At 66.1% G+C, this 20,245-nt stretch carries 15 protein-coding genes and 1 riboswitch; of the genes, 5 read left to right on the forward strand and 10 right to left on the reverse strand.

The window, feature by feature from the left end; translation table 11 throughout:
* The first annotated feature begins 62 nt into the window (after positions 1-62).
* The 3 genes from SR3_RS19180 to SR3_RS19190 all read left to right on the forward strand — a co-directional run bounded on the left by SR3_RS19180 (position 63) and on the right by SR3_RS19190 (position 2,090).
* Positions 63-686 carry a ribonuclease D gene (locus SR3_RS19180; protein ID WP_068089921.1) on the forward strand — a complete coding sequence of 208 codons (624 nt, stop codon included), beginning with the start codon at positions 63-65 and terminating at the stop codon, positions 684-686.
* Between the two features lie 8 nt (positions 687-694).
* Complete coding sequence (gene lptC, locus SR3_RS19185; protein ID WP_068089903.1) at positions 695-1,423, forward strand: LPS export ABC transporter periplasmic protein LptC; 729 nt, start codon at positions 695-697, stop codon at positions 1,421-1,423.
* An 82-nt stretch (positions 1,424-1,505) separates the two neighbouring features.
* Positions 1,506-2,090: an LptA/OstA family protein gene (locus tag SR3_RS19190; RefSeq protein ID WP_068089904.1), complete on the forward strand. Its 585-nt coding sequence runs from the start codon at positions 1,506-1,508 to the stop codon at positions 2,088-2,090.
* Positions 2,091-2,096: 6 nt separating this feature from the next.
* Here the strand turns inward: SR3_RS19190 and SR3_RS19195 are convergent, their stop codons facing one another.
* The 9 genes from SR3_RS19195 to SR3_RS19235 all read right to left on the reverse strand — a co-directional run bounded on the left by SR3_RS19195 (position 2,097) and on the right by SR3_RS19235 (position 16,388).
* Positions 2,097-2,993: a transglutaminase family protein gene (locus SR3_RS19195; RefSeq protein WP_068089905.1), complete on the reverse strand. Its 897-nt coding sequence runs from the start codon at positions 2,991-2,993 to the stop codon at positions 2,097-2,099.
* Positions 2,990-5,449, reverse strand: coding sequence for a circularly permuted type 2 ATP-grasp protein (locus SR3_RS19200; RefSeq protein WP_068089906.1), 2,460 nt, complete (start codon positions 5,447-5,449; stop codon positions 2,990-2,992). The genes SR3_RS19195 and SR3_RS19200 overlap by 4 nt, the downstream gene beginning before the upstream one ends.
* Before the next feature lie 2 nt (positions 5,450-5,451).
* Positions 5,452-8,829 (reverse strand): transglutaminase family protein, encoded by a 3,378-nt coding sequence (locus tag SR3_RS19205; protein ID WP_068089907.1) that lies wholly within the window; start codon positions 8,827-8,829, stop codon positions 5,452-5,454.
* Between the two features lie 77 nt (positions 8,830-8,906).
* Positions 8,907-10,724 (reverse strand): glucans biosynthesis glucosyltransferase MdoH, encoded by a 1,818-nt coding sequence (gene mdoH / locus SR3_RS19210; RefSeq protein WP_068089908.1) that lies wholly within the window; start codon positions 10,722-10,724, stop codon positions 8,907-8,909.
* Positions 10,721-12,250, reverse strand: a complete 1,530-nt coding sequence (locus SR3_RS19215) for a glucan biosynthesis protein (RefSeq protein WP_068089909.1) — start codon at positions 12,248-12,250, stop codon at positions 10,721-10,723. The genes mdoH and SR3_RS19215 overlap by 4 nt, the downstream gene beginning before the upstream one ends.
* 37 nt (positions 12,251-12,287) lie before the next feature.
* The gene (locus tag SR3_RS19220; RefSeq protein ID WP_068089910.1) at positions 12,288-13,493 is read right to left on the reverse strand and encodes an efflux RND transporter periplasmic adaptor subunit; all 1,206 of its coding nucleotides are present in this window, start codon (positions 13,491-13,493) and stop codon (positions 12,288-12,290) included.
* Positions 13,480-14,652 carry a TolC family protein gene (locus tag SR3_RS19225; protein ID WP_169805665.1) on the reverse strand — a complete coding sequence of 391 codons (1,173 nt, stop codon included), beginning with the start codon at positions 14,650-14,652 and terminating at the stop codon, positions 13,480-13,482. The genes SR3_RS19220 and SR3_RS19225 overlap by 14 nt, the downstream gene beginning before the upstream one ends.
* Before the next feature lie 291 nt (positions 14,653-14,943).
* The gene (locus SR3_RS19230; RefSeq protein ID WP_174549168.1) at positions 14,944-15,327 is read right to left on the reverse strand and encodes a VanZ family protein; all 384 of its coding nucleotides are present in this window, start codon (positions 15,325-15,327) and stop codon (positions 14,944-14,946) included.
* Positions 15,328-15,509: 182 nt separating this feature from the next.
* Entirely contained in the window at positions 15,510-16,388 is an 879-nt protein-coding gene (locus tag SR3_RS19235) for a hypothetical protein (protein WP_157098970.1), read from the reverse strand.
* A gap of 616 nt (positions 16,389-17,004) precedes the next feature.
* On the opposite strand from SR3_RS19235, the gene SR3_RS19240 reads away from it, so the two are divergent.
* Both SR3_RS19240 and SR3_RS19245 read left to right on the forward strand, forming a co-directional pair.
* Positions 17,005-17,295 carry a hypothetical protein gene (locus tag SR3_RS19240; protein ID WP_068089913.1) on the forward strand — a complete coding sequence of 97 codons (291 nt, stop codon included), beginning with the start codon at positions 17,005-17,007 and terminating at the stop codon, positions 17,293-17,295.
* Positions 17,296-17,524: 229 nt separating this feature from the next.
* A complete protein-coding gene (locus SR3_RS19245; protein WP_068089914.1) occupies positions 17,525-17,851 on the forward strand; it encodes a YnfA family protein in 327 nt (108 codons plus the stop codon).
* A 104-nt stretch (positions 17,852-17,955) separates the two neighbouring features.
* Here SR3_RS19245 and thiC read toward each other — a convergent pair whose 3' ends face one another.
* Positions 17,956-19,833, reverse strand: coding sequence for a phosphomethylpyrimidine synthase ThiC (thiC, locus tag SR3_RS19250; RefSeq protein WP_068089915.1), 1,878 nt, complete (start codon positions 19,831-19,833; stop codon positions 17,956-17,958).
* Positions 19,834-19,906: 73 nt separating this feature from the next.
* Positions 19,907-20,014: riboswitch (TPP riboswitch) on the reverse strand.
* Positions 20,015-20,245: the final 231 nt, after the last annotated feature.

The raw sequence follows: 20,245 nt of genomic DNA on the forward strand, positions 1-20,245 counted from the left end.
GGCGCGGCGTGAAAACACGCCGTGCCCTTTCCATTTCCAGCTTGCTGGCCTACATTGCCCCAATGGCTGTTTATTTTCATGAAGAAGACCTGCCCGCCGACGTGTTGAAGCCGGGCATCATCGCTGTCGACACCGAGACCATGGGCCTTATCACCCGTCGCGATCGCCTCTGCCTGGTGCAGATCAGCGACGGCGGCGGTGACGAGCATCTGGTGCGCTTCGGCCCGAACAGCAGCTATGACGCGCCCAATCTCAAGGCCGTGCTGGCCGATCCGGAACGCCTGAAGCTCTATCACTTCGCCCGTTTCGACATTGCCGCCATCCAGCACTACCTTGGCGTGAATGCCGCGCCCGCCTTCTGCACCAAGATCGCCAGCAAGCTGGTGCGCACCTACACCGACCGCCATGGCCTGAAGGATCTGGTGCGCGAGCTGCTGGGCAAGGAAATCTCCAAGCAGCAGCAGTCGAGCGACTGGGGCGGCGCCGAGCTGTCGGACGCGCAGCGTGACTATGCCGCCAGCGACGTGCGCTATCTGCACGCCTGCCACACCATTCTGGTCGAGCGTCTGGCGCGCGAGAACCGCACCGCCATCGCCCAGGCCTGTTTCGACTTCCTGCCCGCGCGCGCCGCGCTCGATCTGGCGGGCTGGGAAGATCACGACATCTTCAGCCACGAAGCCGCCTGAGCGCAGCCATGACCCTCTCCAAGCGCCAGATTCATGACAAAAGGCGGGCCATGGCGCTGCCCGGCTGCAAGCGAGAGCTGCTGCTGGGCTCGCTGGGGCGCTTTCTGCCCGGCGCGGCGGGGGTGGTGGTGGCCGTCATGGTGATCTGGCCGATCTTCCCGCACAATTCGGTCAGCTTCCTGCTCGACCGTAACAAGGTGCAGGTGACCGAGAACCGCATGCTGATCCAGCGCGCGGCCTATCGCGGCAATGACAATCGCGGGCGGCCTTTCGAGCTCTCCGCCGCTGACGCCGTGCAGCATTCGGCGCAGGATTCGCTGGTGCGGATGAATGAGCTGATCGGCACCATCGCGCTGACCGACGGCCCGGCAAGGCTGGAGGCCAGGCAGGGCAATTTCGACATCTCGCGCGATCAGCTGAGCGTGCCGGGGCAGGTCCGCTTCCAGCATCAGGGCGGCTATGACATGCACGCCAATCAGGTGCTGATCGATGTGCGCCACCAGACGGTGGAGAGCAAGGGCAAGGCGGAGGGCCTCATTCCCTCGGGCAATTTCTCGGGCGACAAGCTCTATGCCGATCTCGATCAGCACACGATCCGGCTGGAAGGCCATGCCCGCCTGCGCATGACGCCGGGCAAGACGATGCAGAGCGCTCAGTCCGATCTGAAGGGGCCTTCCCAGAACGCGCCGCAGCCCCTGCCCCCGCAATCCACGCCCACACCGGGCAACCAGCACTGATGCCAGCACTGATCGCCGCCCGTTTCATAAATATCGCCGCGCGCCGCTTCACGGCCCGGCACGGTTAGGCTAGACGGCCCCCATGCGCATGCCTTTGTCCGGATCGAATCTTTCCCGCTCTCTGATGCTCGGCGGTGCCGTTGCGGCCTGTCTGGCTGTCGGCACGGCGCATAGCGCCAGCGGGCTGGGCAGCCACAACAGCAACGCCCCGGTCAATTACGAGGCGGACCGCATCGATCTGGACGACAAGGCCAATCATGTCGTGCTGTCGGGCCATGTCATCATCACCCAGGCCGAACTGAAGATGACCGCGGCGCGCACGCTGGTGGATTACACCAACAACAATGGCTCGCTGAAGATCAAGCTGATCAACTCGACGGGCGGTGTCGTCGTCACGCGCAACAATGAGAGCGCGGTGGGCGATGTCGGCACCTATGATTTCGATCGCCGGGTGATCGTGATGTCGGGCAATGTCACGCTGCGCCGGGGCACCGATGTGTCGCATGGCGCGCGGCTGGTGGTGGACTTGAACACCGGCCTGTCGAACTTCGTGGGCGGCGCGGCGCGCCCCGGCGCGGTCAACGGGCCCACCCCGGGCCGTGTCACCGGCAGCTTCTCCGTGCCCGAGAAGAAGAAGGACGCCGCTTCTTCGGACAGCAGCCAGTAAGCCTTTTCAGACGGCTTCCTCTTCCACAGGCTCCACATCCGCCGAGACCGTCATGGTCTGGCCCGCGCCGCCGTGGAACACGCCGTCCAGCGGAGCGACATCGCCGTAATCACGGCCCATGGCCACCACGATATGGTCGGTGGTGGCCAAGGTGGCATTGGTGGGGTCCAGCCCCACCCAGCCCAGATCGGGGCCGCACCACAAAGCCACCCAGGCATGCATCATATCGGCGCCCACCAGCCGGGGCATGCCGGGCGGCGGAATGGTGCGCAGATAGCCGCTGACATAGGCGGCGGGCAGGCCGATGGCGCGCAAGGCGCAGATCATCACATGGGTGAAATCCTGGCACACGCCCCGCCGCGCCCGAAACGCCTCGATCGGCGGCAGATCGGGGCTGGTTGAGGCGGCATCGAAGGTGAACTCCTCATGCAGCGCCCGCATCAGCGCCATGGCGCCCTGCATCACCGGCGTGTCATCGGCCAGCCACTGGCGACCCCATGCGCCGATCTCGCCGGGCCAGATCGCGGCAATGGGCGAGGCGAAGAGATAGGACGCCGGGCTGCCCGGCCCCACCGCAGGCCAGTTCATCGCCATGGCCCGCACCTGCGCGATGGAAGGGCTGGGGGCCTGCGCCCGGTCGAAGGCGGGCGGCTGCACCCTTGCGCGAAAACGGCTGGTGATCGATAGCCTGGTGATCGGATCGCGCAGCGTCAGCCGGGTCTCATTGGCCAGCCATGGGCTGCTTTTCTGGCGAATGTCAGCGGGGGCGGGGCTGACATCCAGCCGATACTCGGTGATCGTCTGCCCCGGCCAGTCGATGGGGCGCAGCCGCAGGTTGAAGCGGGCGAGGCGCACCAGATTGCTGTAGAACAGCGTGGTGGTGTGAGTGACATTGTAGATCATGACAGCAGCGCCCCCTGCTGGCGCGGCGCGACCGTCTCATTGGGCAGGAAATAGCGTTCCGAAATCCGGTCCGACAGGCTGAGCAACTGGATCTCAATGGCATGCAGCGTGCCGCTGTCCACATCGGCGATGGCCTGCGCCTGCAAGGGCGCGAGGATGGCGCGGGCATCCAGCAAGGTCTGCTCGGGCAGATTGCGGTCATCGAGCGGCGGCAGGCCGGAGATGCGCTGCACCAAAGCCTCGACCTGAAAGGCCAGAGATCGCGGATTGTCCGGATCGAGCAGCACCAGATCCAGCACCTGCAAGGGCGCGGCCCCGCTCAGATAGCGCGAGCGATAGGTGATCTGGCTGTCGCACAGCTCCAGCAGCACATTGAGCCCCTCCTGCCCCGATGCCTGCAGGCCCCGTGTCACCCGGCAGATCGAAAGGGCCCGCTCGATCCGGCGGCCCATATCGATAAAGGCATGGGCGGGCCCGCGCATCATATTCTCCGCGATCAGGCCGGAGAGGGCGCTGAGGCGTTCCAGCAGCTCCTCGATCACCTCCAGCATGGTCTGGGGGTGATGATCGCGCAGGGCGGGCATGGGGCGGCTGGCGATCAGCCAGAAGTCACGCGCGAAGCGCTGGCGCAGGGCGCGGCCAGTGTTCTGCAACTGGCGGATCAGCGAGGGGATGCCGCCGGGCAGATCGCCTTCGGTCAGGGCGTCCGCGCAGATATCCAGCGTGGCCTCGCTCATGCCCTGAGCGCGCACCGCGCCGCCCGCATGCAGCAGGTTGATGAGCACGCCACCCACGCCTGCCTGATGGGCGCTGGCATCGGCCTCGATCGAGCCGCCCAGCAGGGCGCGCAGCAGGCGCAGGGTGAATTCGGTGCGTTCCGCATAGCGGGTGAACCAGAAGAGATTGTCCGCTGACTGGCTGGCCAGAATCGCGCCGCCGCGCACCACGCCGGGCGCATCCAGCATGGTGTGGCCGATGGAGGACTGTTTCTGCACGTCGGCGATGCAGACATCGGCGGAGAGATCCCCGGTGCCGATCAGCGCCGGGGTTTCATCATCGCCGGGCAGGATGCGGGCGAAACCGCCGGGCATCACCTTCCAGCGGCCCTGCCCGTCACGCGCGGCAAAGACGCGCAGCGAGAAGGGGCGCGGCACCAGTTGCTGTTCGACCAGCGTGGGCGTCTGCCCCAGCGCCAGCAGTGTCTGCACCACATAATCCATCGGGCGCTGGCGCATCGCCGCCAGCAGCGCGGCGCGGCGCTCCGGCGTCAGCGAGGCGCCCACCACCGGCTGGCGGCCCAGCCCTTCGGCGCTGCCAAAAGCCGGGGCGATCAGCAGATCGTCGAGGTGTTTTTTGGCATGGGCCAGCGCCCCATCCTGCCCGCACCACCAGCCCGGCACGCTTTTGAGCAGCGCGCTCTGCCCCAGCAGCAGCGGGCAGAGCCGCTCCATCTGCATGGCCATGGCGCGGCTTTCCACCACCTCGGCGCCGGGCCAGTTGGCCACCACCGCGCCGCCGGGCAGCGTCGCCATCAGATCGGGGACGCCCAGCGTGGAGCGCACATCGAAGCTGAGCGGATCGAGCGCATTGGTGTCGATCCAGCGCCACAGCGCGTCCACCCGCTTGGGCCCCGCGATGGTGCGCACGAAGAGACGGTCCTGATTGACCACCAGATCGCGGCCCTCCACCAGCGGAAAGCCCAGATAGCGTGCCAGATGGGCCTGCTCGGAATAGGACTGGTTGAGGCGGCCCGGCGTCAGCAAGGCGATGCGCGGGCGGTCGCGCTGGCAGTCACGCGCCAGGCCTTCACGCAGGGCGGAGAAGAACCCCGCCTGCCGCCGCGCATGGATATCGCCCAGCAGCGATCCGGTGGCGCGCGAAAAGGCCAGCCGGTTTTCAAGCGCGTAGCCGATGCCGGTGGCCAGCCGCACCCGGTCCGACAGCACGCACCATTGCCCATCCGGACCACGCGTCAGATCCATGGCGCAAACATGCAGCCAATGGCCCGAAGGCGGCGCCATCCCCGGCATCTTGCGCGCAAAGTAAGGGCTGCCGGTCAGGATCGGGGCGGGCAGATGGCGCTTGGCCACCAACTGGCCGTGCCCATAGATGTCGCCGATCAGCCGTTCGAGCAGATCGGCGCGCTGGATCACTCCCGCCTCGATGGCCCCCCATTCCTCGCCGCCGATGATCAGCGGCATGGGGGTGAGCGGCCAGTCCCGCTCGGCCTCGTCGCCCGCGACGCGGAAGGTGAGGCCCATATCGCGGATCTGGCGGGCGATCTGCTCCTGCACGCCTCCGCTCTGGTCGCCCAGCGCGGCAAGGCCTCGCGCCATCGTGTGCCAATGGGCAGCGGTCTGCGGCGAGGCAGCGGCATAAAGGTCGCTGGCCGCGCCGGAGGGCTGATAGGAACTCAGCCAATCCGGTGCGGCAGGCAGGGCGCGGCTGCGCGGCATTGCTAGAGCCCGGGCGCCGAACCCACCGGGCCGCGCCTCAGATCCAGCGAGAAGGGGAATTCGCCCGGCAATTCCTGAGGCGGCACGGGCAGCGGGCCGGGCGTGTGGCCATGCTCCCAGAAGCGGGCCTTGCGGCGCGCCTCGGCCTCATAGGCGTTGATCGGGGCGGTGTCGTAACTGCGCCCGCCCGGATGCGCGACATGATAGACGCAGCCGCCCAGAGAGCGTCCGTTCCACGTATCGAGCACATCGAAGGTGAGCGGGGCATGCGGCGGCATCAGCGGATGCAGGCAATCCGGCGGCCACCAGGCCTTGAAGCGCACGCCGCCCACTGCCTCGCCCGGCTGGCCGGTGGGGGCGAGCGGCACGCGGCGCCCGTTGCAGGTGATGACATGGCGGCCCGGCACCAGCCCGCTGGCCTTGACCTGAAGGCGTTCCGTGGAGCTGTCCACAAAGCGCACCGTGCCGCCGATGGCGCCGGTTTCGCCCAGCACATTCCATGGCTCCAGCGCGTGGGAAATGTCCACATGCACCCCGCCCGCATGGATCGAGCCATGGGTGGGGAAGCGGAACTGGCGCTGCGCCTCGAACCATGCCGGATCGAAATCATAGCCGCCCGCGCGCAGGTCATTCAAAACGTCGAGGAAATCCTCCCAGACGAAATGGGGCAGCATGAATTTGTCATGCAGCGTGGTGCCCCAGCGCACCAGAGCGCCCTCCACCGGCTGGCGCCAGAACATCGCGGCCAGCGCGCGGATCAGCAATTGCTGGGCGAGGCTCATGCGTGGTTCGGGCGGCATCTCGAAGCCGCGGAATTCGATCAGGCCAAGGCGCCCGGTGGGGCCATCGGGGCTGAAGAACTTGTCGATGCAGATTTCGGTGCGATGGGTGTTGCCCGTCACATCGACCAGACTGTTGCGCAGCAGGCGATCCGTCACCCAGGCCAAGGGCTGGGGCTGATCGGGGCCGGGGATCTGGGCGAGGGCGATCTCCAGCTCATAGAGGCCGTCATGACGCGCCTCATCGATGCGCGGGGCCTGACTCGTCGGGCCGATGAAGAGGCCGGAGAAGAGATAGGACAGCGCTGGATGCCGCTGCCAGTAGATCACGAAGCTTTTGAGCAGATCGGGGCGGCGGATAAAGGGCGAATCGAGCAAGGACGGCCCGCCCAGCACGATATGATTGCCCCCGCCGGTGCCCACCGCGCGGCCATCGACCATGAATTTGTCAGCCGTGAGGCCCACCTCGCGCGCGGCCTGATACAGCGTTTCGGTGATCTCCACCTGCTCGCGCCAGCTGGTGGCGGGGTGAATGTTGACCTCCACCACGCCGGGATCGGGGGTGATCTTGAGCACCACCAGACGCGGATCGGCAGGCGGGGGATAGCCCTCGATGCGGACGGGGGTGCGGGTTTCTTCCGCCACAGCCTCGATGGCCGCGATGAGGTCGAGATAATCCTCAAGGAAAGCCACCGGGGGCAGGAAGACAGAGACGTAATGGCCATCGGGGCCATTGTGCGGTTCCACCGTGATGGCGGTGCGCACCGTGCCCTCGATGTTGCTGATCGCCTGTTCGTTGCGATGCTGTGGCGGGGATGGCGTGGCCGAGGCGATCGAAGCCTGTGGCGCTCCGCGTTCCGCCACCCGCTCGGCCAGCCTGGCGCGGAAATCGGGCAGGGGCTCGCGTTCCTCGGCGGTGTCCTGCGGGTTGATGTAGGGATAGTTGGCGGCGGGCACGAAAGGCAGCGAGCCCAAAGGCAGGCGGTAGCCCAGCGAGGAATCGCCCGGCACCGCGTAAAGCACCCCGCGCCTCAGGCGCCAATGCTCGCTCATCCAGCGGGGGGCGGTGTTCTGCGACTGCCAGCGCTGGATCGGCAGGGCATGGCCGATGGCTGTGGTCAGCCCGCGCTGGAAGGTGCGCATGAAACGGGCGCGGGCCTCGGGATCGTCGATCTCGGGCGAGAGGGGATCGGTGTTGTCGGGCAATTGCGCTTCCCGCACGATCCATTCGACGGCATCCTCATAAACCGGCATGGCGTAATCGGGCGAGACGCCCAGCTTGCGCGCCGTGGCCGAGAGGAAATCCCGCGCGGTTTCGACCGTGATCGGATTGTCGGCCTTCTCGCCCGGCAGGGGCTGCCCGGCGATCAGGCTGGCATCGCGCCACACCGGCTGGCCGTCGCGCCGCCAATAGAGCGAATAGCCCCAGCGCGGCAGGCTCTCCCCGGGATACCATTTGCCCTGGCCGTGATGCAGCAGCGAGGTGGGCGCGAAAGCCTCGCGCAGCTTGCGGATCAGCCGGTCGGCATAGCCCGCCTTGGTGGGGCCCACGGCATCGGCGTTCCATTCCGGCGCGTCGAAATCGCTGTCGGCGATAAAGGTCGGCTCGCCGCCCATGGTGAGGCGCATGTCCTGCGCGCTGATATCGGCATCCACCCGGTCGCCCAGCGCCAGCAGCGCCTCCCAGCGGGCATCGGTGAAGGGCTTGGTGATGCGCACCGCTTCCTGAATGCGGTGGACGCTCATCTCGAAATGGAAATCGACCTCGGCGGGCTCGGCCATGCCCACCACCGGCGCGGCGGAGCGGTAATGCGGCGTGGCGGCCAGCGGAATATGGCCCTCTCCGGCCAGCATGCCCGAGGTGGCGTCCATGCCGATCCAGCCCGCGCCGGGCACATAGACTTCGGCCCAGGCGTGCAGATCGCAGACATCCTGAGCGACGCCCTTCGGCCCTTCCACCGGAATCACATCGGGGGTCAGCTGGATCGAATAGCCCGAGACGAAACGCGCGGCAAAGCCCAGGCGGCGCAGCAATTGCACCAGCAGCCAGGCCGAATCCCGACATGACCCGCTGGCTTCCTTCAGCGTTTCCTCTGGCGTCTGCACGCCCGGCTCCATGCGGATGACGTAATTGACGGCGGCGTTCACCGCCTGATTGACCGCCACCAGAAAATCGATGGTGCGCTCATCCTTCACCGTGGCGAAGCGCTGGTAGAGCGTATCGAACAGCTTGCCCTGCGGTTCGATCTCGAAATAGGCGGCCAGATCCTCGGCAAGGTCCTCGGCATAGGTGAAGGGGAAGGTTTCGGCATACTCCTCGACGAAGAAGTCGAAGGGGTTGATGACGGCCAGCTCGGCCAGCAGGTCCACCTCCACCCCGAAATGATCGACCGGATCGGGGAAGACGATGCGCGCCTGCCAGTTGCCGTGCGGGTCCTGCTGCCAGTTGAGGAAGTGGTTGGCCGGGCTGATCTTCAGCGAGTAATTCGGCACTGCCGTGCGGCTGTGCGGCGCCGGTCTCAGCCGGATGACCTGCGGCCCCAGCCGGATCGGGCGATCGTAATTGTAGCGGGTGAGGTGGTGGAGCCCTGCTTTAATCATACCGCGAGTGTGCGGCAATCAATGGTGCATCGCAACACGGAAATTGGAGGACAAGGGGCGGTGTTCCGCCCCTTGTCTTACGCCAGCGCGAGGGGCACAGTCCCGGGCTTCGCGTCACCGTCATCGCCATCATCCGGCGTCGCCACCACATCGACCGGCGGCGCCTGAAAATAGCCGCGCGCGGCCATGGCGGCGCCGGTCTTTTCGCAAGAGGTGATGCTGATGAGCCATGGCGCGGTGAGCAGCCCGAGGGTCAGCGGCGAGAGCCACAAGGCCGTCACCGGGTCGATCCAGGCTGTGGCGGCAAACAGAATGCCCAGCAGGATATGGTCGCGCAGATCGGGCAGGATGGTGCGCAGGGGGATGCGCTGTGCCTCGCGGTTCTGGGTGTGCCAGCCGCTCGGGATGCCCAGCACCAGACTGACCAGCGCCTTGACCTGCATCACCATCGAGACCGGCGCCAGCAGCATGGCCAGCAGAATATCCAGCAGCACCGATTTGATGCTGCGCCCCGCCCCGCCAAAGCTGGCGCGGCGCTCCCTGTCGGCCAGCATCCAGATCAGCCCCATCAGCTTGGGGCCGAACAGCAGCACCACCGTCAGCCACAGCACGCCCGGAGGCGCGGCCTGAGGCAGGCTCTGATCGCGCGAGGCGGTCACCTGCAGAATGGTGGTCAGCAGCAGCAGCAGCCAGCCCGGCGAGGTGAGATAGGCCGAAGCCCCGATCACCAGATGCAACCGGCTGGCCATGGAAAGCCCCGAGGCCCCCAGCAGCCGCAGATGCTGCAGGTTGCCCTGCATCCAGCGCCGGTCACGGATGGCGTGATCGACGATGGTGGGCGGAAATTCCTCATAGCTGCCCGCGATCATCACCATATGCACCGCCCAGCCGCGGCGGCGCAGCAGCGCCGATTCCACCATGTCATGGCTGAGGATATGGCCGCCGAAGGGGGGCTTGCCCGGCAGTTCGGGCAAGCCGCAGCTTTCGGCGAAGGCGCGGGTGCGCAAAATGGCGTTATGGCCCCAGAAATTGGCCTCCGATCCCGACCACCACAGCAGCCCCGCCGAGGCGATCGGCCCATAGGCCTCGCTGGCGAAACGCATCCAGCGCTGGAACAGGGTCTGGGCGTTGGTGATCATCGGCACGGTCTGCAGCAGGCCGAGCGAGGGCCGCGCCTCCATGATCGAGGCGAGGCCGACGATGGTCTCGCCGCTCATCAGGCTGTCGGCGTCGAGCACCAGCATCGATTCATAGGCCCCGCCGAAGCGGCGCACCCATTCGGCGATGTTGCCGGGCTTGCGCGCGATGTTCTTTTCGCGGCGGCGATAATAGAGCGGGATCGGCGATTTCGCGGCCATGGCGGCCCAGGCGGCCTCTTCGCGCTTGCCGTGCAATTCATTGGAATCGCTCAGCACGAAGAAATCGACAGCCTCGCCGCCGCCCGCCGCCGCGATGGAATGGACCATGGCGCGCACGCGGCCAAAAACGTCATCCACGCTCTCATTGTAGACCGGCATCAGCACGGCGGTGCGCTTGGTGAGCGGCGTCAGCACGCGGGGCACGGGAGCAAAGCCGGGATGCGCGCCGCTCATCAGTTGCAAAAAGCCGAAGGTGGAGGACACGAAACCGAAGGCGACCCAACTGAACAGCGGCACAAAGAACAGCAGCAACAGCACGTCGAACACATCCAGCCCGTCGCGCGAGAAGGCGGCGCGGATCTCGCTGGAGGCGGCCAGCGCCAGCACGGCGGTCAGCGCGATCAGCAGCAGGCGCTTGACCACCAGCCCCTGCGGGCGGGTGGCCACTTCACGCACGGCGGGCGGCACGCCGTCGAGCCGCTGGATCGGCATATCCAGCGGCGCCTCGGCGGGCAGGTTGGGGTGAAGCGTGGTCATGGCAATTTCGCCGTGGCGATCACCGTCTCGCTCAGGGCGCCGCCGGCGCGCTTGAGGAAGAGGCGGAACTCGGGATGCGGCAGATCGGCGTGGCGCACGTCCATCGTCACGCGCCAGATGTTCTTCTGGCCGCCCACCGGGCCGACAGACATCAGCAGCACGGCCTTGGCGGGAATGTCCGTCTGCGCCTCGACATGGCTGTCACGGGTGAGACCCGCAAGAATGTCGCCTTCAAAATCGAACACATAGCGGGTGACGCCCTTGATCTCGTCCTGACCCGGCACACCACCGGGTCCAACTCTAAACGCAGTACACAGGGCATTGTTTCCATGCGCCGGTTCCTGCGAGCTCCAGGTCAGGCGATAGGCCAGATCGCGGCGCTGCCCGGCCCTGGCGGGGGTGTCGCTCAGCCAATAGGCGCAGACATTGTCCACCGTCTCGGAAATCGAGGGGAAGGAATAGAGCGCCACCGCGCCCGGACCCCAGTCGCCCTTCGGCTCCACCCAGAGCGAGGGGCGGCGGTGGTAATAGCTCATATCATCCTGATAATGATCGAAGTCCTGATCGCGCTGCAACAGGCCGAAGCCCTTCACATGATCGGCGCGCATGGCATTGGTCACCGGGGGGGTGTGAGTCAGTTCCGGGTTGACCAGCGGGTGCCAGATATGCTCGCCGGTGCCCGTCACGATGGCCAGGCCATCGCTGTCATGCACCTCGGGGCGCCAGTCGCCGCGCTTGTCGCCCTCGCCATAGAGATACATGCTGGTCATGGGCGCCAGCCCCAGCCGCTCGATATCGCGGCGCAGGAAGAGCGTGGCGGTCACATCCTGAATACCCGCCTCCGCCGTGCGGGTGGTTTCGATGCGATAGGCGCCGGTCAGCGAGGGCCCATCGAGCAGGGCGTAGACGACGAGCCCGTCTTCGCCCTTGCCCTCGAACCAGAAGTCGGTGAACTCGGGGAATTCTTCCGGCCCGGCACCGCCAGTGTTGATGCTGATGCCGCGCGCCGAAAGGCCGAACTGATCATGCGCGCCCGCCGCGCGGAAGTAGGAGCCGCCCAGAAAGGCCAGCCAGTCGGCATGGCCATCGGCCCACATCACGCGGAAACCGGCCGCTTCGCCATCCGCACCGCCGCCGAACAGCCCCTTCATATCGGTGAGCGTGCGCGACTGCCCGTTCTCGACAATGCTGATCCCCACGGCCTGCGGGGCGATGCCGGTGCGGGTGGGCAGCAGGCGGACATGGCCGGGAAGCTCCTCGGCCTGACCATAGGTGAGGCGGACATGGGTGTCGAAATCGGGCACCGCCAGCTTCGAGGCGGGGCGTTCGACAAAGGGCCTGCGGGCATTGGCCTGCGCTCGGGCGACAAGGCGGTCCCAGGAGAAAGGCGTGGCAGGGCCGAAGCGTCCGGCAGGCGCGGCAAGCAGCGCACCCGGTGCAGTCAGAGCCGCGACAAAGGCGGAAATCAGGCCGGTCGCCTCGCGCCGAGAGAGGGAAGTCCGGGGCGAAAACGGGGGCTTGGTCATAATCGATATCATCCGCGTAACGCGCCCAAGGCGCGGCTCAAGGTTTCGCGGGCGATGTTGCTGTCGCCTGCGGTTTCCCCCCCGTTTGATTTTTTTCCGGTGCGTGGCGCCAGCCGGTGATGATCTGTTCGCCCGGTTGCAAGCCGGTGGCGATGACTTCGGTATGCTGGCCGTCGCTGACCCCAACGGCGACAGGCACCTGCCGGGGCTGCTGATGCTGCGCCAGCACATAGACGCTGCCGCCCGGACGCTTGCCCTCCGGCGCGAAGGTCAGCGCCGCATTGGGCACCAGCAGCACGCCCTGGCGCGCGGGCAGATCGATGTCCACCGTCACCGGCATGCCGGGTTTGAGCGGCGCGGCGGGCGCGTCCAGCGTGAAGACGGCGAATTGCTTGCCATCGCCCGGGCCCGGATCGAGCCGATCCAGCGTGGCGCTGCGGGGCCCGTCGCTGAGCGCCGGGGCCAGCACGCGGGCATGGGCATGGACGGCCAGACGCTGGGCCTGCGCGGCATCGAGCGACACGGCCACGGTCAGCCTGTCGATGTTGGGGGCCAGCGTGAAGAGCGGGGCGCCAGCCTGCACGCCCTGCCCGGGCGCGATCATGCGGGCCACCACGACCCCTGCGGCAGGCGCAGAGATCGCGCTGCCCGCCAGCTTGGCCTGCGCCACCTTGACCTTGGCCTGCGCCGCCGAGAGCGCGGATTGGGCCGTGCTCGCCGCGATGCTGGCGCGGCCCATATCGGCGCGAGCGCCCTGCATCTCGTTGAGCGAGGGCACGCGGCCCTGCGACTTGCGCCACACCGCCTCATAGCGCGCCAGCTTGATCTGGGCCTCGCTCAGCGAGAGCTTGGCGCGGTCGACATCGCCCTGCGCCTGCATCTTCTGCGCCTGAGCCGCGGTCTGCTCGGCCAGCAGCGAGGCATTGTCCATGGTGACCAGCAACTGCCCGGCGGCCACGGGGCCCTGCGCCGGGCCGGGCACGCTCTGCACCGCGCCGTCGCTGGTGGCGGTGATCGCCACCTCGCCCACGGCATGCAGCGTGCCCTCGCCCGAGATCACCGGGGTGATGTCCCCGCGCTCCACAGGCGAGCTGTAATAGGCCAGATCCGGCCCGTTGACGAAGCGCCCCAGCAGCACGAAGGCGACCGCCAGCGCCACCACGATGGCGCCGACGCTGAGCCAGTGATACAGCTCGCGATGGGGCCGGGCCCCCAGAAATGCGTCGAGTTCAGGGCTGGACACAGACCGTCACACCTTCAGTCGGCGCAGGGGCCAGATCGGCATCGTGCCAGCCCAGGCCCTGCGCGGACCACAGGCGGACGGCAGCGGCGGCGGCGGCGGCGCGGGCATCGATCTGCCCTTCCTGCGCGGCCAGCACGGCGGCTTCGGCGACATAGAGCATCGAAAAGGTCTCGGTTCCGCTGCGATAGCCCAGACGGGCATCGGTGACGGTGCGGGTGGCGGTCGCCTCCGCCTTGGCGAGCGGGGCGAGGCGCAGGGTGGCCGTATCCAGCGCGCCGCTGGCGTCATGAATTTCCGCATCGGCGCGGATCTGCGCGGCGCGCCAGGCTGCCACGGCGTTTTTTGCCCGCGCGTCGGCGGTGATCTTGGGATCGCCCTTCTTGCCAGCGGCCGGTTTGGCCGGGGCTTCGGGGGCGGGGCCGGTTGCATCTTCGGGCGCCTTGGCGGCGCTATCGATGGCGTCTTGCTCGACCTTGTGGCGGGTGAGATTGCTGGTCAGCCGCAGTTCGAGCCCGCGCAGATCGGCGCGATGGCTGCGATCATTGGCGGGCCTGGCGGCGAGGGCGGGCAGGTGGCCCTCATTGCCCAATTGTCCGCGCAGATCGTCGGGCAGGGCGTGAATCAGGCGGGCCAGCGTGCCGATGGCCTCGTTCAGCTTGTTGCGGGCCGCTTCCACCGAGGCAGTGTCCAGCCCGGTCATCACATCGGCCATATCGCCGTCCATCGCGGGGACGAGGCCGGCTTCCTTGCGGAAATGGGCGATCTCGCCATTGTCGCGCAGGGGATCGGTGGCCTTCACGCGCACGGCGAGGCGTTCCTGCCAGCGGCGGGCCTCGATGTAGGCAAGGGCAATCCGCTCGGCCAGATGGTTGCGGGCATCGGCATAGGCATAGGCCTGAGCGCGCCGCGCCGTGTCGTCATCCTGGGCGATCAGATGCGTCAGGCGGTTGCGCAGGCCGGGCGCATGGGCCTTGTCCACGCTCTGGGTGAGGTCGAAGGCCTGGCAGATCAGCACCGGATCATGCGCCAGACCCTGCTCGATCAGCTGGGCCAGCAGCGGATCGCCCGCGCCTTTCCACCAGGGCAGGGCCTCGTCGGGCATGGTCGGCGCGGTTTCGGAAACCAGGCGCAGCGGTGGGGATTCGGGGTGGCCGCTCATGCAACCGGCACAGGCAAAGGCCAGTGTGAGCACCAGGTTCCGCACAGCAAGGCGCGACCGATCCATGGGGGGGAAGGCTGTCGTCACAGGCCCCCTGCTAGCAAAAAAACGCGGCAAGGCAATCGCATCGCGTCATATTGATACAGTTGAGAGGCCGGTGACGGCCTTATCGTCGGGCTTTTGTGCTTTTGTGCGATGCGGCGGCGCATGCCGCTGGCCCGTGCAGGAGCAGAAAATGATCAGATCGGGCAGCGGCATCGATATCCTTTCCGCCGCCCTTGGGAGAGCGGCCTAGTGCAGCGTGGCGCGGCGCGGTTGCAGGCTGCGATACAGGATATAAAGCATCCGCACCGTCGCCAGCGCGACCAGCACGCCCATCGTATCGGCGGCCCAATCCCGCCAGTCGCAATCGCGCTGCAGGCCGGGAGACCCTTGAACCACCTCGATCATAGCGCCCAGAAACGACAATCGTTCCAGCACCCGCCATCCGGACATGCGCGGAAAGCCCAGACGGGCGGCCACGGCCAGCGCGCCAAAGGCCAGAAAATGCTCGATCTTGTCGCCATAAGGCAGGTCATCCAGCTCGACATGCGGCGGCGACGGCATCAGCGTGAGGTACAGGACCGTGGCCAGCAGCAGAAGGAACATGCCACGCGAGGGTTTGTCGATCGTCATGAAACACCGGCAGGAGGGGCTGATCGGCGGGTGATGGACGAATTCCTTTCACCGCCATGCGCTTTTTGCAGGGAAATCTTACAAGGGGAAGGCATAAGGGGATGCGTAATTGCACGTAAAAAGGGCGGCATTTGCATGCCGCCCCCCGTGTTTTTCGCCGCTGAAGCGCCAACCCGTTAAGGTTAACGGCGCCAGCCGCCGTGCGGGCCGCCACGCCAGCCCGGACCACCGCGCCAGCCGCCATGACGGGGGCCGTACCAGGTGCGGTAGTAGAAGTCGTGATAGGGATAGGGGCGGTAGACCCAGCTGTTGTCGATAAAGACCCAGGGGCGATACCAGTCCGGCGCGGCGTAGTAATAGCCTGCGGGCTGGTAACCCCATTCCGGAGCGCCGCCGCGCGTCACATAACCGGGAGGGCAACCGGGGCTGGTCGCGCCGCCGCTGGAGCTGGCCACCGCCGCACCGCCGACCGCGCCGACAGCCGCACCGGCGAAGACGCCCGCGCCACGGTCATGCCGACCGCCAAGCGCGCCGCCGATGATGGCGCCCAGAATGCCGCCGACCGCCGCGCCGCCCGCGACATTGCCGTGCGATTTGACGCAATTGTCACGCGCCCACATCTCAGCGTTCTGGGCATAGCGCTGGTCGGCCATCTGCTGCGCGGCCAGATCGCTGGGCGCGGCATAGCCCGGAGGCGGCGGGGGCGGACGGGTGCCGTCATAGCCGCCGGGGGCGACGGGCTCGGGCGGCGGGTTCTGATACTGGCCGCCCTGATTGGGATAGCCCTGGTTCGGGTACTGACCCTGATACTGGCCATTGTAGCCGCCGTTGGGGTCACCCTGATACTGGCCCTGATATTGCCCCTGGTACTGGCCGTTCGGGTATTGCCCATTGGGGTACTGGCCCGAGGGATATTGCTGGGACTGGTCGGGATAGCCGTAGGAACCATCCTGCGCAGAGGCAAGGCCGGCCGCCAGAGGGCTTGCCGCCATCGCCAGCACACCACCGGCAAGCACGATCTTGCGCATGCTTTTCAGCTTGGCGCCTGATGAAGGGGTCATGGGACAACTCTCCAAAGCCTGTAGGGCGAAAACGGTTCTACAGAACCAAAGTTTCTATGCTGATATGTTTAGGATCACCATGCTGAACGCAGTCTGACCCCCATGTTATTTTGTGTTTTGCCAGCGGGGCTTGCTGCCCCTGCCGAGGGGCCTGCCCAAAGAGCCTTGCACGCCCGCACTGACGCGCCAGCAACGGGCCGACAAGTGAACTTGCGTGAGCCAGAAGGGCTGCTCAGACGGGGCGGAACGGGGCGCGCTTCCATTATGGTTCAAAAATATGGATTGTGAAATCCTGAATGGCTTCTTGCTGATTGGATGATTCGGTTTTTCTTGATCCATTTTGGTTTCATATATTTCCGGAAAATTCCGTAATGGCCTTTCCGGCCATGCGCCCTTTGCACGCATAGCTATGCATGAACCATTTTTCTGCGGTGTAGCGAGCAAATTCTGCGCTGATTTCCGGCAATTGCCGAGTTTGTTGCGCTTTGTGCAATCACCTGAACGGCAAACACAATTGAGCGCTGCGGCGCAGTTCCATATGCTGCAATGCAACAGATAAGGATGCTGAAGGCAATCTCACCTTCGAAGCAGGCCTTCGACTTAAAGGGAAATTGCCATGTTCAAGACTGTTTTTGCCGCTGCCGCTCTCTTCGCCCTTCCCGCCGTCGCCTCGGCTGAAGCTGCTCCCAAGCAGACCTTCTCGTATGACGGCGTCGACTACGCCTACACCGTCGAGACCAAGGGCGACGTCCGCATCCTGAAGGGCACCGCTGACAAGGGTTCGGTCCCCTTCGAACTGCGCGTTGCCAAGGGCGGCGTGTCGGGCTTCATCGACAACGCTCCTGTCTCGTTCTCGCTGCGCGACGTGCAGCCGCTGAACGCCAAGCTGCTGGTCGCCGCCCGCTAAGGCTGGGCGCTTCCTTCAAAGCGTTTGAAAAGGCCGGATGGGATCGCCCCGTCGGGCCTTTTTCTTTGTGCAGTTTGAAAGGTTTGATGGCCTCCGGCGGGCAAAGGGCCATCGCCCTTTGCAATCCCTTTGCTGTCTGCCTTGCGCCACGGGTTCAGGGTGGGGCTTAAGCCGCTTTGAGCGCACAGGTCTGATTGGCGGAGCCTTGAAGGCCTGCTAACGCATACTAATGCGATCCATTCTCATATATATCATTGCGGCTCTGGCGGAGATCGCCGGCTGCTTTTCCTTCTGGGCATGGCTGCGCATGGGAAAATCTCCATGGTGGCTGGTGCCCGGTTGCGGCTCACTCCTTGTCTTCGCTTACGCTTTGACCCTTGTGGAAACCGCAGACGCGGGCAGAGCCTATGCCGCATATGGTGGCATCTATATCTGCTCGGCCCTGATCTGGCTCTGGCTGGCGGAAGGTGTCCGCCCTGACCGATGGGACATCGGTGGCGCAGCCATATGCCTGATCGGCGCCGCCGTTATCCTCTTCGCGCCACACCGCGCCTAGGCGCAACGAAGAGGCAGGGCGCAAGGATCGGGCGCCACGCCCCTCTCGCCGGAAGACGTTATGGGAGCGCGAGGGCGTAACGCCCTCGCACCTGTCTTTCTTCCTTACTCCGCAGCCGGAATATAAAGATCCCCGGCTTCCCGATACCGGGCGGACATTTCCTCCATCCCCTTCTCGGCATCCTCGGCGGCGATAAACGCGCCCGGCTCCTGATTCTGCTTGGCGGCGAAATCGCGCACCTCCTGCGTGATCTTCATCGAGCAGAACTTGGGCCCGCACATCGAGCAGAAATGTGCGGTTTTGGCGCCCTCGGCGGGCAGGGTCTGGTCGTGATAGGCCTCGGCGGTGTCGGGGTCCAACGACAGGTTGAACTGATCGCGCCAGCGGAACTCGAAGCGCGCGCGCGAAAGGGCATCGTCGCGCATCTTCGCGGCGGGATGCCCCTTGGCCAGATCGGCGGCATGGGCGGCCAGCTTGTAGGTCACCACGCCGACCTTCACGTCATCGCGATCCGGCAGGCCGAGGTGCTCCTTGGGCGTAACGTAGCAAAGCATCGCCGTGCCGAACCAGCCGATCATCGCCGCGCCGATGCCGCTGGTGATATGGTCATACCCCGGCGCGATATCGGTGACGAGCGGCCCGAGCGTGTAGAAAGGCGCCTCGCCGCAGGCTTCCAGCTGCTTGTCCATGTTCTGCTTGATCTTGTGCATCGGCACATGGCCGGGGCCCTCGATCATCACCTGCACGTCCTGCGCCCAGGCGCGCTTGGTCAGCTCGCCCAGCGTGTAGAGTTCGGCGAATTGCGCCTCGTCATTGGCGTCGGCGATGGAGCCGGGGCGCAGCCCGTCGCCCAGCGAATAGGCGATGTCATAGGCTTTCATGATCTCGGTGATCTCGTCGAAACGCTCGTAAAGGAACGATTCCTTGTGATGCGCCAGACACCATTTCGCCATGATCGAGCCGCCACGGGACACGATTCCGGTGACTCGCTTCGCCGTCAGCGGGATGAAGGGCAGGCGCACGCCCGCATGGATGGTGAAATAATCGACGCCCTGCTCGGCCTGCTCGATCAGCGTGTCGCGGAAGATCTCCCAGGTCAGATCCTCGGCGATGCCGCCCACCTTCTCCAGCGCCTGATAGATCGGCACGGTGCCGATGGGTACGGGGCTGTTGCGGATGATCCACTCGCGCGTGTCATGGATATTGCGCCCGGTCGACAGGTCCATAACCGTATCGGCACCATGGCGGATCGACCAGACCATCTTGTCGACCTCGCTGGCGACATCCGAGGCCACCGCCGAATTGCCGATGTTGGCGTTGATCTTGACCAGAAAATTGCGGCCGATCGCCATGGGCTCGGTTTCGGGGTGGTTGATGTTGTTGGGGATGATCGCCCGCCCGCGCGCCACTTCCTCCCGCACGAACTCGCCGGTGACGAAATCGGGGATGGAGGCGCCCCAATCCTGCCCGTCACGCACCAAAGCATCCTTCAGCGCCGCACGCCCCAGATTCTCGCGCGCCGCCACATACTCCATTTCAGGCGTGACGATGCCCCGGCGAGCATAATGCATCTGGCTGACATTGGCCCCCGGCCGGGCGCGCAGAGGTCTGCGAACCGGATTGGGAAACGCCGGCACGCCGCCGCTGCGATCCGGGCCAAGCTGGCCGTTGTCCTCGGGCTTGATGGCGCGGGCCTCGTAATCCTCCACATCGCCGCGCGCCAGAATCCAGTCGCGGCGCAGCAGCGGCAGGCCGGCCTGAATGTCGATCTGCGCCTTGGGATCGGTGTAGGGACCGGATGTGTCGTAAACCCGCACCGGAGCCTCGCCGCTGCCCGGCTCCAGCGTGATCTCACGCATCGCGACGCGCACATCGGTGCCCGGCACGGGAACATGGATCTTGCGGCTGCCCCTGATGGGCCCAGTGGTGACGTTGAACTGGCCCCCCTTGGGAGCCTCCAGCTTCGAATCGATATCGGCCATGCGCTTTGCCTCTTCCTCAAAGAGCGTGGCGTGAGGAAAAAGGTGCCCGGAACACGGAAGAATCGCATGGATCCGCCGCCGGGTACTCCCTCCCTACGCCCGCATTAACGGGGTCAGGTTCAGCGGGTCGTGGGGCGCAAAGCCCACCTCTCAGCCTATGCAGGCTCCCCGGGGAAACTGGGCGCAGGTTAGAAGCAGCAAGGGGGATTGTCCAGAAAGAGAAGATGCGAGGGTCATAACCCTCGCGCTCCCTTTCGTGTCCACGTGGGGGCATAAGGTTCGGCCTTGCGCCCAGATTGCCGCACCGCAGGCAGGAATGGATGGTTTGAGAGCCTGCGGCGCCTTAGGTCGCGCAGGTGGACAGTCTGGGCGCAAAGATAGGGGACCACCACCCTCTCGCCGGGAGACGGAA

This window comes from Novosphingobium rosa NBRC 15208, assembly GCF_001598555.1.
Taxonomy (GTDB): domain Bacteria; phylum Pseudomonadota; class Alphaproteobacteria; order Sphingomonadales; family Sphingomonadaceae; genus Novosphingobium; species Novosphingobium rosa.